This is a genomic window from Buttiauxella sp. WJP83 (genome assembly GCF_027594725.1).
Classification (GTDB): Bacteria; Pseudomonadota; Gammaproteobacteria; order Enterobacterales; family Enterobacteriaceae; genus Buttiauxella; species Buttiauxella selenatireducens.
In genome coordinates this window covers 328,750-342,579 of the sequence record NZ_CP110080.1, presented here as the reverse complement: position 1 = coordinate 342,579, position 13,830 = coordinate 328,750, and the positions used below count along the sequence as shown (strand labels likewise).

The window sequence follows — 13,830 nt, the reverse complement described above, 5'->3', positions numbered from 1 at the left end:
ATTACCCCTTGGTGAAATACTCAATAACTTGGCTCTTGTTCACCCAGCAGAACTCTTTGCTGATGAGCAAGCAGCTCATTTTTGTTCACGACCGTGCGCAAAAGTTGCTGGATTGGCACATCATCGGCACGCGTCAGCACTACCGCTTCTGAGGCTTGCACAAAACGGGCATCACCCTGCAAAGGCAGCGCTTCCAGACCGAGCAATTCAAGCGAATCCTCGCCGCCCACGTTCCAGATAACGGCGTCAATTTCACCTTTTGCGACACGGTTAATACACTCGTGATACGGCACATCGAGGATCTCAACCGGCTGACCAGAAAAATAAATCTCCGTCATAATTCGCTGGTCGGCCGATCGCGGGTCTAGCCCTACGCGCTTAATTTGTTGTGTATCCACACGGCATATGAGTTTATGTTCACCCACGTAAGTATGCGGACCCAGCTCCAGCGCAATACACACATCTGTATTATCCAGATAACTCTGCGCCGCGAGCCGCGAAACTACCGCCAGATCGTAAACACCATTCAACAGGCATTCCACGCGAACATCCGAGCCACGCATATGCGCGTAGTAAAATGGAATCCCATCAAACTGAGCTTTTAACCCACTGGCTAAACCTTCATATAGACGGGTGTAGGGCAGCGGCATGGCACACACGACGTTGCCAATATCCGCAAAAGCCAACAACATTTTGTTATCCATACTCACCAGATAACTTCCGTTGCGCCCGCGCCGCTCAACTTTTACCGCACCTGCTTTCTCAAGAGTTTTTAAGGCTGCCTGAATCAGGCCCACGGAGAACCGGCATTCAGTCGCCAGTTCATCGATGGTTTTCAGGCGACTGCCCCTTTTTTCGCCCAGTAAATAACGCGCCAGGCTGGCCTGTGCAACACCCTCTTTTTTGATAAAGCTACGGCTCATATTTAATCTTCATTTTATTGAATGGTTATATCTTCATTAAATTGAATATAAATGGCAAATGGGGAAGATGCAAAAAGAGAATGGGATCACACAAAAGAAAAACCCGCCAGGGCGGCGGGTTCATTAGACAACTACGGGTGGGCTACAAACCCAATCACCTCATAGACTTTTTTCAAGGTGGCGCTCGCATGTGCGCGCGCTTTCTCGGAACCGTCTTTCATCACTTGCTGCAAGTAAGCTTCATCGTTACGGAAACGGTGAAAACGTTCCTGCAACTCAGTCAGCATGCCGGAAACAGCATCAGCAACTTCACCTTTCAGATGACCATACATTTTGCCTTCAAACTGCTGCTCAAGCTCTGGGATAGATTTCCCTGTGACGCCCGCCAGAATATCCAACATATTGGATACACCGGCTTTGTTAGCAGTGTCGTAACGAACAACAGGCGGCTCATCAGAGTCAGTAACCGCACGTTTGATTTTCTTCACTACCGCTTTCGGGTCTTCCAGCAGGCCGATAACGTTGTTACGGTTATCATCTGATTTAGACATTTTCTTGGTCGGCTCAAGCAGAGACATCACACGCGCGCCAGATTTCGGGATAAACGGTTCAGGCACTTTGAACACATCACCATATAGCGCATTGAAACGTGCAGCGATGTCGCGGCTCAGTTCCAGGTGTTGTTTCTGATCTTCGCCGACCGGGACCAGATTGGTTTGGTACAGCAGAATATCCGCGGCCATCAGCACCGGATAATCAAACAGACCCGCGTTAATGTTTTCCGAATAACGGGAAGACTTGTCTTTAAACTGAGTCATACGGCTCAGCTCGCCGAAATAGGTATAGCAGTTCAGCACCCAACCCAACTGTGCATGTTCCGGCACGTGGGATTGTACGAAGATGGTGCTTTTTGCTGGGTCAATACCACAAGCCAGATACAGTGCCAGCGTGTCGAGCGTCCGTTTACGCAGTTGTGCTGCATCCTGACGCGCAGTAATCGCATGCTGATCGACGATGCAGTAAATGCACTCGTAATCGTCTTGCATATGGACCCACTGACGCAGCGCACCCATGTAGTTACCAATGGTCAATTCACCTGATGGCTGTGCGCCACTAAAGACAATGGGCTTACTCATGTTCTGATTCCTGATGTTCTTTGTTAGAGAGCCCTAATGCGGGCAATAAATCGTTAAAATGGTCAAACACGTAGTCTGGTTTACTCAACTCGATGGATTCACCGTAGTTGTAACCGTAGGTCAGACCGACGGAACAACATCCGGCAGCCTGTGCGGCGAGAATGTCATTGCGGGAATCGCCAACAAACAGCAACTCTTCGGCACTCAGATTCAACTGTTCCATCACCTTGTGCAGCGCTTCAGGATGCGGTTTTTTGTTTTCCACATCGTCGCCACCAATAATGATTTTGAAGTAATGCGCGATACCCAATCTTTCCAGCATTGGCAACACAAACGGCGTTGGCTTGTTGGTGACCAGGCCCATCGGCAGACCTTTTTCAGCAATGATTGCCAGCGTATTGGCCACTTCCGGGAACAGGAAGCTGCCTTCTTCCGCTGTTTGCGCATAGAAGGTATCAAACAATTTACGCGCGATGCGGCATTTGTCAGTTTCTGGCTCTTCGCCTTTTAACGCCCAGGTCAGCGCACGCATAACCAGCACGTCTGCGCCATTGCCGATCCACTTTTCAACTTTGTCTTCACCTGCCGTTGGCAACTCCAGCGCATACAGCGCCTGGTCCATTGCTTGGGTCAGACCCAATGCGGTGTCAACCAGCGTACCGTCTAAATCAAAGGCGATACCGCGAATTTTATTTAACTTATCCATGACTTACCTTTGCCAACTCACTTCGCATACGGTCAATGACGGCTTTGTAATCTGGCTGATTAAAAATCGCAGAACCGGCAACAAACATATCAGCGCCTGCTGCGGCAATTTCAGCGATGTTGTCAGCTTTCACGCCACCGTCAACTTCCAGACGGATGTCATAACCGGAAGCCTCAATGCGCTCGCGCACCTGACGCAATTTTTCCAGCGTATGAGGAATGAAAGATTGCCCGCCGAAACCAGGGTTTACAGACATCAGCAAAATCACATCCAGCTTATCCATCACATGATCAAGACAACTCAGCGGCGTTGCAGGATTTAGCACCAGCCCCGCTTTGCAGCCGTGTTCTTTAATCAGTTGCAGGGAACGGTCAACATGTTCGGACGCTTCAGGATGGAAGGTGATGATATTGGCACCCGCGGCGGCGAAATCCGGAATAATACGGTCAACGGGTTTCACCATCAGATGCACATCAATAGGGGCGGTAATCCCATAATCTCGCAGGGCTTTTAATACCATCGGGCCGATGGTGAGATTCGGAACGTAATGGTTATCCATAACATCAAAATGGACGACATCCGCACCAGCAGCCAGCACAGCAGCCGTGTCTTCACCCAGGCGGGCAAAATCGGCTGAGAGGATTGATGGGGCAATCAAAAACTGTTTCATCCGCTTCTCCAGTAGCAAATCATTAACGTCTGCGGGCGAAACAGCTTAGGCACCGACTTTATACAGCGCCAGCAGTTCGTCCACCTTGTTACGTTTTCCGCCATTCCGGCTAATACTGCGTCGCACTTGTACCACGTGCAGTTTGGCTTGCTGATACCACAACCGGGTGAGCTCTGTATCATGGTTAGAAATCAGAACCGGGATGTGATTTCCCTGCAAATTTTCCGCTAACTGCGCCAGATGTTGCTGCTGCACCATATTAAAGCTATCAGTGTGATACGCCGTAAAGTTAGCAGTAGCAGACAATGGCGCGTACGGCGGGTCGCAATAGACAACAGAACCCGCGGTTACATTCGCCATGCTGACGTCATACGACTGGCACAGGAATGTCGCGTTTTGTGCTCGTTCGGCAAAATGATACAACTCTTCTTCCGGGAAGTAGGGTTTGATGTAGCGGCCGAACGGGACATTGAATTCACCCCGTAGGTTATAACGACAAAGGCCGTTGTAACAATGGCGGTTCAGATATAAAAACAGCAAAGCACGACGGAACTCATCTTTGCACAGATTAAATTCAGTTCGATTGAGATAGAACGCTTGTTCGTCGTTTTGTGCAGCGGTAAAGAGTTTTCGGGACTCCTCAACGTACTCATCCGTGCGGGTTTTAACGATGTTGTATAGGTTAATCAGATCGCTATTAATATCTGCGAGGATATAACGGGAGTAATCAGTATTCAGAAAGACTGAGCCGGCACCGACAAACGGCTCAATCAAACAATCACCTTTCGGCAGATACTTTTTAATGTCTTCGAGCAGGGGGTATTTACCCCCTGCCCATTTCAGAAAAGCGCGATTTTTTTTCATGCTGCCTAACTATTTACACCTTTTCCAGCTGTGGAAAGGTTCCAACAGCGGCTGCGCTTGTTCATCACTTCAGATCAGACTGAACCTGATGGATAGGTTTTGCCCATGGGTTCTTGGCCTGCACATCTGCTGGCAATGTTGCAACAGCACGTTTCGCCTCATCTTTGCTGGCGTAGATACCGCTAACCAACACATACCATGGCTGACCATTTCGTACTGTCTGGTAGACCATATAATGTTGCAGATTCTCTTTCTTCGCCCAGGCATTCAAGTTTGCTGAGTTAGAAGATGAGCTGAGCTGTAAAGTGTAATGGCTACCAGGAGCACCTTTGATTGCACCAGCATCACCCGCTACTGCGCCAGTGGCCGCAGTCACAGGGGCTGCGGTCGTGGCTTTCGGTGCTGAAGACGTTGCTGTCTCAGTGGCCGTGGCTTTTGGAGCAACTGCGGTAACCGGTGCTTTAGCTGCCGCGGTCGCCGTTGGTGCTGGAGCCGTCACTGCTTCGCTACGTTTCGCAATCACCACAGGTTTTGGCTCAGCGACTACCGTGCTTTTCGCGACCGGCTGTTGCTTAGCCGGTTGAGCTTTGTGTTGCGGCTCAATCACAGCAGTTTTACGTTCTTGACGTGGCGCCGCTTGCTTCGCTGGTTCAGATTTCGCGATCGGGCGTGGAGCGGTAGTTGAGCTATTGCTACCCGCAACCGCCGCAACTGTAGCCGGCGCCGTTGGCAACGTTGAATTGCTCACGACATTATCAATCTGACCCGATTGTTGAGTCAGTGCATTATTCAGATCACCCGGAACTTCAACACGCTGCTGGCCCTGCGGTACAGGCTGAGTTTGCGCATCAGTAGGGGTTGAAGAAATTGCAGGAAGAGTCACTTCTTGTGGGTTCGCGGCATTTTCTGTCTGATTGGCCGCAGTTGTCGAACCATTAGCCTGGTCAGCGGTGTTGCCCGCAGCACCAGACAAATCGATGTTTTTCTCAGCACCAGGTGTCTGATCTGCAGTTTCAGTCGTCGAAGGGGCTTTCAGCGCCGAACCAATTCCAATGATTAATAGCAGCAGCACTAGAACACCAATGCCCATCATTAGATGCTGGCGAGATACCGGAACTTTCTGTTTAGCGGATTTTTTACGAGCACGCGCCGGACGACGTTCTTCTGCATCAACTTGAAGATCATCTTCGCTTTCATACTCTTCTTCATCACGAGTACGGCGGGAACGCGCTGGACGAGGCTCGTCGGCATCTAATTCAACATCATCGACATTGATTTGTGGCTCACTCTCACGCTCATCAGCTCTACGGGTACGACCTGAACGACGATCGCTGGGATCGGGTTTCAGCTCATCTTCCGGTTTAAACTCATCCATTTAACACCCCACTAAAAGGCTTATGCCAGCGATTCGTACTCAGCACATCACCCGAAGTTAAAAATCGCCTGACTGCAGCGACCGAAATTTCTAATAATTAAGCCTGCTGACAGTCAGCAATGGCGGACAAAACGACATCGTGTGGCACTCCGCCACGAACTTCACTCTTCCCGATAGCCAGTGGTAGCACTAAACGCAAATCACCAGCCAACACTTTCTTGTCACGCATCATGTGGGGCATATACGCGTCTGCTGACATTTCTTTCGGCCCAGTAACTGGCAGTCCAGCACGTTGCAGCAGCTTGATGATTCGCTGAACATCGGCTTCACTGAAGTTACCAAGACGCTGTGCCGTGCGCGCCGCCATTACCATACCTGCAGCAACAGCTTCACCATGCAGCCAGTTGCCATAGCCCATTTCAGCTTCTATAGCGTGACCAAAGGTGTGACCCAAATTCAGTAAAGCACGTAAGCCGCTTTCGCGCTCGTCAGCGGCAACAACTTCTGCTTTCAGCTCACAACAACGACGAATACACCAGGCCAAAGCTTTGCCATCAAGTGCAAGCAATGCGTCCAGGTTTTCTTCAAGCCAATCAAAGAATTCACCGTCGAGAATAATTCCGTACTTAATCACTTCTGCCAGGCCAGATGCTAACTCTCGCGCCGGTAAAGTATTCAGACAGTCGAGATCCACCACAACCGAAGCCGGCTGGTAGAACGCACCAATCATGTTTTTACCGAGAGGATGGTTAACGGCTGTTTTTCCGCCAACAGAAGAGTCCACTTGCGAAAGCAATGTGGTCGGAACTTGAATAAAACGCACGCCACGTTGATAGCTCGCAGCAGCAAAGCCAGTCAGGTCACCGACGACACCGCCACCAAGGGCGATGAGTGTCGTGTCACGACCGTGTGGCTTTTCAAGCAACGCGGTAAAGACAGTGTCTAATACTGCGAGGCTTTTAAATTGTTCGCCATCCGGAAGGATGACGGAATCGACTTTAACGCCCGCTTGCTCAAGCACGCCACGCACCTTATCCAGGTAGAGCGGCGCCAGGGTTTCATTGGTCACCAGCATCGTTTGGTCGCCAGCTTTCAACGGCCCAAAAGATGCCGAGTCACTAAATAACCCAGCAGCAATGGTGATAGGGTAACTACGTTCCCCGAGAGTGACTGTTAACCTCTCCATAACGCGAAGTCCACCTTGATGTTGCTTAGCCCGCAGGCGTTTTTTTCGATTAAGCCAGAATCAGTTGCTTTCCAACATATGAATAATCTGGTTAGCAACCACTTTGGCACTTTGGTCGTCGGTGCGAATCGTCACATCAGCAATCTCTTCATAAAGAGGATTGCGTTCTTGAGCTAATGCTTCAAGAACTTCACGCGGTGGAGTTTCAACTTGCAGCAGTGGGCGCTTTTTATCACGCTGTGTACGAGCAAGCTGTTTTTCGATTGTGGTTTCAAGATACACCACAACTCCACGGGCGGAGAGACGGTTACGGGTCTCACGAGACTTCACAGAACCGCCGCCAGTTGCCAGCACGATGCCCTGTTTTTCAGTGAGTTCGTTGATGATTTTTTCTTCGCGATCGCGGAAGCCGTCTTCGCCTTCAACGTCGAATACCCAGCCCACATCAGCTCCGGTACGTTTCTCAATCTCTTGATCAGAATCGAAAAATTCCATATTGAGTTGCTGAGCTAACTGACGCCCAATAGTGCTTTTGCCGGCACCCATAGGCCCAACCAGAAAGATATTGCGTTTCTCTGCCATTTTTTCGGTACTACTAAGACAATTCGTTGATGATAAACCCGCCCTGTTACAACCAGGTGCAGCGGGACATGAACTGAAACCTCATAAGCGATAGTGCGAGAGTCAGACTGAAAATTATCTCAATACTCAAGGTAGTTTGGCAACCGATTATATTCCCCAGCGTTCTCATGAAGAAGAAAATACATAAATCAGGGTTATCTGTCACAGTCTTGAGCAACCAGCCTCTCGAAACGGTACACCTTGTAAGCTAATTCCTCTCTGCCGTCAAACACCTGGGCGTCGTTTCAAAGAAAAACTCCACAATGGCGAACAAAAACACTATGGAACAGAGATAAGTCGCGGTGTAATAAAGACCACTAACTCTCGGCGTTGGTGGTCTTTAGCATCATGGCGAAACAGACTCCCCACTAGTGGGATAGCGCCCAGCAGAGGGACACTATCACTACTGTCTTTATTGTGCTGCTGGAAAATCCCGCCAAGAGCCAGGGTTTCACCGTTTTTCACCACTACCACCGTTTCTATCTCCTGTTTGTCTATTGCCAATACTTCACCATCAGTCTGCTGAATACTTCGACCTGGCATATTTTGGCTAATACGCAGTTTTAAACGAATGTTGCCATGCGGCTGAATAGTTGGCGTGACTTCCATCCCCAAAACCGCCTCTTTAAATTCGATTGAGGTCGCCCCGCTCTCACCGCTAGATACCTGATAAGGAATTTCAGTACCTTGTTTAATACTGGCGGGCTGCTGATGTGCCGCCATCAGACGAGGACTCGCAATAATCTCCAGTTGTTGCTGCTGTTCCAGAGCGGATAGCTCCAGCTCTAACAGCCGACCATCAATGCGGGCAATATTGAAACCGACTTTTGTGGTGGCACTTGCGACGGAGAGATCGGCAGAGATTCCCGTAGGGTGGTAGATTTTGCTTTCCCCAGTTTGCTCAGCAGCAGACCATTTCACACCCAGCTCACGCAGCTTATCCTGGTTGATGGTCACAATATGGGCTTCAATCTCTACCTGCCCAATAGGTAAATCCATTTCGGCAACCCAGGCAGAAATCTGTTTCAAGACATCTTTATTGTCATGCACTATCAGCCGGTTAGTTCGTTTATCTACCGTGGCATAGCCTTGGGCGCTTGTTAGTTTAGTTCCCGCCGATTTCAGCGCAGCGGCTAACTCTTCTACGTCAGCATGATGAGGTGCAAATACTTGCTGCAACATCGGTTGATTGAGTGTGAGTCGTTTACGCTGCTCCATCGCTAATGCTTGCTGCTCCCGGAGGCGGGCCTTAGGCAGAATCTGTATAACATTCCCGTCCTGTTGCTGGCTAAGCTCAGCGCTGTTGAGTACCAATTGAAATGCCTGCTTCCACGGTACGTTTACTAAGTTGAGCGACAGCACACCTTCAACTCCAGGTGCAATCAGCAGGTTAACTCGTTGAGCTTCAGCCAGCGCCTGCAACACCTGGGTTATGGGCGCGCCATCAAGCACCAGCGAAATACCTTTATCGGCCTGGCTTGCGAACGGCAGCACCAGTATCAAAAGTAATCCCCTCATCCATTGCATGTGTTTTTCCTTTTATTTCCCAGCGGTAAGAAGAGAATGGGCAGCCAGGGTCAAGTTTTGCGACCACGCCTCCTTCGCCCACACTTTCAATCTGCGCGCCTTTAAAGAGCACGCTATCTGGCTTAATACGTCGCCATACACCTTGAGGGTCGAGCATCAAAGCCGTACTTGTCTCAGTTGAATTGATAACGCCCTTTAACGTCCAACGCCCAAGTTGGGCAGACAAGCTTTCACAAGGCGAAATATGTGGCAAAAACGGGTTTGGCGGTATCGCCCACGCTGAGGAGATCACCAAAAAGACCAACCCACCAATGCTACGGTTCATCGGCGAACTCCATAGTCATCACCAGACTGAGCAACTCCCCTTGCGCCGTGATGGTGAACGAGTGGTTTGCCACAACACGATATTCGGCAAGCCGTATGAATAATTCCGGTAGTTTCTCCCATGGAACCAGCATGTTCAGCACAGCGCCTTTATCGTCAGGCTGCCACTTCACTAGCTGTCCTCCCGCTTGACTGACAAAGTCCGTCACGGAAAAGAGCGGTGTCTTCAATGGTGAAACCGGTTGTTTAAGTGCAGCCAACTGCTGGATTTTGTGTCTTAACCGCGCCATCTGTTGACTCATTTGCTCGCAGTGCGCTTGCAGCTGTTGAATCTGAGAGTTCTGCGGCAGTATCAGAAACAGCCCAGAGGCAAGCGTCGCCATGCTTGTTATGCAGGCAAACGTTACAACGCGTATCCAACGCACCCCACTTAGCCAGCGCTCAATGAACCAGTGCATTTTCCACCTCTGACAGCACAAGTGTGGCACCGAAGCCGTAGCCACCTTGTGCTTCATGCTGAACCTCGCCTGCCTGAACGGCAGTAACACCATCAAGCTGCGTGAGTACCTTTTCCAGCATGTGCATATCATTCAGATCCGTAGCATGCCCCTTGAGCTCAAATCGCCCATTTTGCAGGGTCAATGAGGACAGCCAGGAACCGGCAGGCAACCCCTCTGCCAGCCGGACCAATCGCCGCTCCCAAACCTGAACAGCCCGTTGCTGCACATCACGAATTTGCTGCAACTGCAGAAGTTTTCTTTGCTGCTCTTCGAACCCCAGCCGTTGCTGATAAAGGGCCTGTAAATCAGGGAGCGTATTTGCCAGGTACTCACTTTGAGTCTGGTACTGACTGACTTTCCATGCCGATAACTGCCGCCCGGCAAAAGCTATGAGGGGAACGAGTATTAAAACCAGAGCAAGCAAAACACTCCAACGGCGCACCTTCTGCTGGCGCAGCGTCTGGCGCCATGGCAATAAATTAATCAGCGCGCTCATCGGGACACCCTGCCAATGGCCAGCCCTATCGCAACCGTAAATACTCCACCATGACGCGGCAACGGCGGTTGCAAGCGTGAAAGTGCGGACCACGCATCCAAGGGTAAAACCCCCACCGGCAGTGACTCGGGTTGCGCGAAACTCAGCGCCACCTTCCCCGGCTCAGTTTTAAGTTGCTGACACAAATCGCTAATCGTGGGTACGACATGGGTATCAGCCCATCCCCAACGTGGCGTGGTTTCGGTTGAAGCCCATAACCAGTGATTCTCTTCGCGATGCACCAAATACTCGCATTTCTCCAAATGACACGGCGCAGTAAGCGCTGGCAATGCACTCGCGCCAGGAGTCAGAGTTGCCGGGAAGAGCTTTACCCGTGCCAGACTTTTTATCAACGCAGCGACATCTGTCTGACGCGCAGCTACTATCAAATACGGGTTAGCAACATCTTGTGACGCTAAATAATCCCAGCACAATTGAGCGGGTGTCATTTGCAGCTGCCGGGCGGTTGTTGATGCGATATACGCATCACTTGCAGACTCGGCCAGACGTTTGTCAGGCGCAGGAATGGGACGTTGCAATGTCCGCTGGGTTGGAAAAGAGACACGCAATTGATGGTGCACCGGCAATTCTTTTCGCCAGTCCAGCAAAGCGTTAGCGAATGCTTCCGTATTCATTAACAAACCGTCGCGAAAGGTTCCTTCAGGCACGGGAAGTTGCCACCAATGCCGAAGCTGCCACCCTTGCCGTTGGCGTTGAACCGCCACCGCTCGCACGCTTGTATGTTGAATATCCAGGCCTATTTGCCAGGTTGCGAACATCATGATTACGATCTCCTTATCGCCGTGCGAGGAAAATGCCATACCAATGCCACTGGCTTGCCTTTATACTACCGCGCGGTTGTTTATAAACTGCCCAATGGAAACGTAATGGGAAATCTAAGGTGAAGTTCGTAAAGTATTTATTAATCCTTGCAGTATGTTGCATTCTGCTGGGAGCAGGCTCGATCTTCGGGCTCTACAAATTTATTGAGCCGCAGTTGCCTGATGTCGCCACGCTTAAAGACGTGCGGCTCCAGATCCCAATGCAGGTTTATAGCGCTGATGGTGAGCTCATTGCTCAATACGGTGAGAAGCGCCGTATTCCGGTAACGCTCAATCAAATCCCGCCAGTGATGGTGAAAGCTTTTATTGCGACCGAAGACAGTCGCTTCTACGAACACCATGGCGTAGATCCTGTCGGGATCTTCCGTGCCGCAAGCGTAGCGCTGTTTTCTGGCCATGCATCTCAAGGTGCAAGTACCATCACGCAACAGCTGGCACGTAACTTCTTCTTGAGCCCTGAACGCACTCTGATGCGTAAGATAAAAGAAGTGTTCCTGGCGATTCGTATTGAGCAGTTGCTGACCAAAGATGAAATCCTCGAGTTATACCTCAACAAGATTTATCTCGGTTACCGCGCCTATGGTGTCGGGGCCGCAGCCCAGGTCTATTTTGGTAAGTCGATTGATCAGCTGACACTAAGCGAAATGGCGGTGATTGCCGGGTTGCCAAAAGCACCGTCAACTTTCAACCCACTTTACTCAATGGACCGCGCCACTTCCCGTCGAAATGTCGTGTTATCGCGTATGTTGAGCGAAAACTACATTTCTCAGGCGCAATACGACGAAGCGCGCAACCAGCCAATCGACGCTAACTATCACGCGCCAGAAATCGCATTCTCTGCACCGTACCTTTCTGAGCTGGTGCGCCAGGATATGGTGGCGCGTTATGGCGAGAAAGCCTACGAAGATGGTTATAAGGTTTACACCACCATCACACGTAAATCTCAGCAAGCCGCTCAACAAGCCGTACGCAATAACGTCATGGCTTACGATATGCGTCACGGTTACCGTGGCCCATCGAATGTGCTGTGGAAAGTGGGTGAAACTCCGTGGGATAAAACTAAGATTGTTGATTCGTTAAAGAATCTACCCGTCTACGGCCCGCTGTTCCCTGCTGTAATTACTCAGGCAACCCCTGCGGAAGCAACAGCATTGATGGCTGATGGCAGCGCAGTTTCTATCAATATGGATGGAATGCGTTGGGCGCGCCCTTATCGTTCTGACACCGCGCAAGGCCCAACGCCACGTAAAGTGACGGATGTGGTGCAAGCAGGGCAACAAATCTGGGTTCGTAAAGTTGATGAGAATTGGTGGCTTGGGCAAGTCCCGGACGTGAACTCCGCCCTGGTTTCTATCAATCCACAGAACGGTGCTGTTGTGGCGTTAGTTGGTGGCTTTGACTTCAATCAGAGCAAATTCAACCGTGCCACTCAGGCATTGCGTCAGGTGGGCTCCAACATCAAACCGTTCCTTTACACCGCGGCAATGGATAAAGGCCTGACTCTGGCGAGCGTGCTGAACGATGTGCCGATTTCTCGTTGGGATGCCGGTGCCGGTTCCGACTGGCGTCCGAAAAACTCTCCACCAGAGTATGCAGGCCCAATCAGATTGCGTCAGGGTCTTGGCCAGTCGAAAAACGTGGTGATGGTGCGTGCGATGCGAGCTATGGGTGTTGACTACGCAGCAGAGTATCTGCAGCGCTTCGGCTTCCCTGCGCAGAACATTGTGCATACCGAATCTCTGGCACTGGGCTCTGCCTCTTTCACGCCGATGCAGGTCGCTCGCGGTTATTCCGTCATGGCCAACGGTGGTTTCCTGGTTGATCCGTATTACATCTCAAAAATTGAGAATGAAATTGGCGGCACGATCTTTGAAGCGAAGCCGAAAATCGCCTGCCCTGATTGCGATATTCCTGTGATTTACGGCGAAACGCCGAAGTCTAACGTGCTGGAAAATCAGAATGTTGAAGACGTCGCGCAGTCTCAGGAACAGCAGAACGCCAGCGTTCCAATGCCGAAGCTTGAACAAGCCAATAGCGAACTGGTCGCCCAAAGCAGCCCGCCTGAGTACGCACCGCACGTCATTAACACGCCGTTGGCGTTCCTGATAAAAAGCGCGCTTAACTCCAATATTTATGGCGAACCCGGCTGGCAAGGAACCGGCTGGCGTGCAGGTCGTGACCTGAAGCGTAACGATATTGGCGGCAAAACCGGTACCACGAACAGCTCGAAAGATGCATGGTTCTCAGGTTACGGGCCGGGTGTGGTGACCTCCGTATGGATTGGTTTTGACGATCACCGTCGTGATCTGGGACGGACATCCGCATCAGGTGCTATCAAAGATCAAATCTCGGGTTACGAAGGTGGGGCGAAGAGTGCTCAACCGGCATGGGATGACTTTATGAAAGTCGTTCTGGAAGGTGTACCAGAAGAACCGTTAACGCCGCCACCGGGCATCGTCACCGTTAATATTGACCGTTATACAGGGCAATTGGCGAATGGCGGGAGTAGTCGTCCGGAGTACTTTATTGAAGGCACCCAACCGACGCAGCAGGCAGTGCATGAAGTGGGTACCACGATAATTGATAACGGCGAGAGCCACGAGTTGTTCTAAAAACTTGAT

At 50.8% G+C, this 13,830-nt stretch carries 14 protein-coding genes; 1 reads left to right on the top strand and 13 read right to left on the bottom strand.

Features of this window, described 5'->3' with window-relative positions; all coding sequences use genetic code 11:
• Nucleotides 1-20 precede the first annotated feature (20 nt).
• The 13 genes from yhfZ to OH773_RS01450 all read right to left on the bottom strand — a co-directional run bounded on the left by yhfZ (nucleotide 21) and on the right by OH773_RS01450 (nucleotide 11,149).
• The gene (gene yhfZ / locus OH773_RS01510) at nucleotides 21-923 is read right to left on the bottom strand and encodes a GntR family transcriptional regulator YhfZ (protein WP_270142422.1); all 903 of its coding nucleotides are present in this window, start codon (nucleotides 921-923) and stop codon (nucleotides 21-23) included.
• Nucleotides 924-1,054: 131 nt separating this feature from the next.
• The gene (gene trpS / locus OH773_RS01505; RefSeq protein ID WP_270142420.1) at nucleotides 1,055-2,059 is read right to left on the bottom strand and encodes a tryptophan--tRNA ligase; all 1,005 of its coding nucleotides are present in this window, start codon (nucleotides 2,057-2,059) and stop codon (nucleotides 1,055-1,057) included.
• Nucleotides 2,052-2,765, bottom strand: coding sequence for a phosphoglycolate phosphatase (locus OH773_RS01500; RefSeq protein WP_270142418.1), 714 nt, complete (start codon nucleotides 2,763-2,765; stop codon nucleotides 2,052-2,054). Before OH773_RS01500 ends, trpS begins: the two co-directional genes overlap by 8 nt.
• Nucleotides 2,758-3,435: a ribulose-phosphate 3-epimerase gene (gene rpe, locus OH773_RS01495; RefSeq protein WP_183272315.1), complete on the bottom strand. Its 678-nt coding sequence runs from the start codon at nucleotides 3,433-3,435 to the stop codon at nucleotides 2,758-2,760. Before rpe ends, OH773_RS01500 begins: the two co-directional genes overlap by 8 nt.
• A gap of 45 nt (nucleotides 3,436-3,480) precedes the next feature.
• Nucleotides 3,481-4,299 (bottom strand): adenine-specific DNA-methyltransferase, encoded by an 819-nt coding sequence (gene dam / locus OH773_RS01490; RefSeq protein ID WP_183272314.1) that lies wholly within the window; start codon nucleotides 4,297-4,299, stop codon nucleotides 3,481-3,483.
• Nucleotides 4,300-4,363: 64 nt separating this feature from the next.
• Nucleotides 4,364-5,674 (bottom strand): cell division protein DamX, encoded by a 1,311-nt coding sequence (gene damX / locus OH773_RS01485; RefSeq protein ID WP_270142415.1) that lies wholly within the window; start codon nucleotides 5,672-5,674, stop codon nucleotides 4,364-4,366.
• Between the two features lie 97 nt (nucleotides 5,675-5,771).
• Complete coding sequence (aroB, locus tag OH773_RS01480) at nucleotides 5,772-6,860, bottom strand: 3-dehydroquinate synthase (protein ID WP_183272312.1); 1,089 nt, start codon at nucleotides 6,858-6,860, stop codon at nucleotides 5,772-5,774.
• A 60-nt stretch (nucleotides 6,861-6,920) separates the two neighbouring features.
• Entirely contained in the window at nucleotides 6,921-7,442 is a 522-nt protein-coding gene (gene aroK / locus OH773_RS01475) for a shikimate kinase AroK (RefSeq protein ID WP_064542836.1), read from the bottom strand.
• A 318-nt stretch (nucleotides 7,443-7,760) separates the two neighbouring features.
• Complete coding sequence (gene pilQ, locus OH773_RS01470) at nucleotides 7,761-9,008, bottom strand: type IV pilus secretin PilQ (protein ID WP_270142410.1); 1,248 nt, start codon at nucleotides 9,006-9,008, stop codon at nucleotides 7,761-7,763.
• Nucleotides 8,947-9,333, bottom strand: coding sequence for a HofP DNA utilization family protein (locus OH773_RS01465; RefSeq protein ID WP_270142408.1), 387 nt, complete (start codon nucleotides 9,331-9,333; stop codon nucleotides 8,947-8,949). Before OH773_RS01465 ends, pilQ begins: the two co-directional genes overlap by 62 nt.
• On the bottom strand, nucleotides 9,323-9,790 hold the full coding sequence (locus tag OH773_RS01460) for a HofO family protein (RefSeq protein ID WP_270142405.1): 468 nt from the start codon (nucleotides 9,788-9,790) through the stop codon (nucleotides 9,323-9,325). The genes OH773_RS01465 and OH773_RS01460 overlap by 11 nt, the downstream gene beginning before the upstream one ends.
• Nucleotides 9,774-10,328 (bottom strand): PilN domain-containing protein, encoded by a 555-nt coding sequence (locus tag OH773_RS01455; protein WP_270142403.1) that lies wholly within the window; start codon nucleotides 10,326-10,328, stop codon nucleotides 9,774-9,776. Before OH773_RS01455 ends, OH773_RS01460 begins: the two co-directional genes overlap by 17 nt.
• A complete protein-coding gene (locus OH773_RS01450) occupies nucleotides 10,325-11,149 on the bottom strand; it encodes a pilus assembly protein PilM (protein WP_270142401.1) in 825 nt (274 codons plus the stop codon). The genes OH773_RS01455 and OH773_RS01450 overlap by 4 nt, the downstream gene beginning before the upstream one ends.
• Before the next feature lie 119 nt (nucleotides 11,150-11,268).
• On the opposite strand from OH773_RS01450, the gene mrcA reads away from it, so the two are divergent.
• Nucleotides 11,269-13,821: a peptidoglycan glycosyltransferase/peptidoglycan DD-transpeptidase MrcA gene (mrcA, locus tag OH773_RS01445; RefSeq protein WP_270142399.1), complete on the top strand. Its 2,553-nt coding sequence runs from the start codon at nucleotides 11,269-11,271 to the stop codon at nucleotides 13,819-13,821.
• Nucleotides 13,822-13,830 lie beyond the last annotated feature (9 nt).

Bases quoted from the DNA above. Each gene is read 5' to 3' on its own strand.
- damX (WP_270142415.1), bottom strand. From the start codon at position 5,674: ATGGATGAGTTTAAACCGGAAGATGAGCTGAAACCCGATCCCAGCGAT.
- OH773_RS01465 (WP_270142408.1), bottom strand. From the start codon at position 9,333: ATGAACCGTAGCATTGGTGGGTTGGTCTTTTTGGTGATCTCCTCAGCG.
- OH773_RS01500 (WP_270142418.1), bottom strand. From the start codon at position 2,765: ATGGATAAGTTAAATAAAATTCGCGGTATCGCCTTTGATTTAGACGGT.
- yhfZ (WP_270142422.1), bottom strand. From the start codon at position 923: ATGAGCCGTAGCTTTATCAAAAAAGAGGGTGTTGCACAGGCCAGCCTG.
- aroK (WP_064542836.1), bottom strand. From the start codon at position 7,442: ATGGCAGAGAAACGCAATATCTTTCTGGTTGGGCCTATGGGTGCCGGC.
- OH773_RS01460 (WP_270142405.1), bottom strand. From the start codon at position 9,790: ATGCACTGGTTCATTGAGCGCTGGCTAAGTGGGGTGCGTTGGATACGC.
- OH773_RS01450 (WP_270142401.1), bottom strand. From the start codon at position 11,149: ATGATGTTCGCAACCTGGCAAATAGGCCTGGATATTCAACATACAAGC.
- aroB (WP_183272312.1), bottom strand. From the start codon at position 6,860: ATGGAGAGGTTAACAGTCACTCTCGGGGAACGTAGTTACCCTATCACC.
- rpe (WP_183272315.1), bottom strand. From the start codon at position 3,435: ATGAAACAGTTTTTGATTGCCCCATCAATCCTCTCAGCCGATTTTGCC.
- pilQ (WP_270142410.1), bottom strand. From the start codon at position 9,008: ATGCAATGGATGAGGGGATTACTTTTGATACTGGTGCTGCCGTTCGCA.
- OH773_RS01455 (WP_270142403.1), bottom strand. From the start codon at position 10,328: ATGAGCGCGCTGATTAATTTATTGCCATGGCGCCAGACGCTGCGCCAG.
- trpS (WP_270142420.1), bottom strand. From the start codon at position 2,059: ATGAGTAAGCCCATTGTCTTTAGTGGCGCACAGCCATCAGGTGAATTG.
- dam (WP_183272314.1), bottom strand. From the start codon at position 4,299: ATGAAAAAAAATCGCGCTTTTCTGAAATGGGCAGGGGGTAAATACCCC.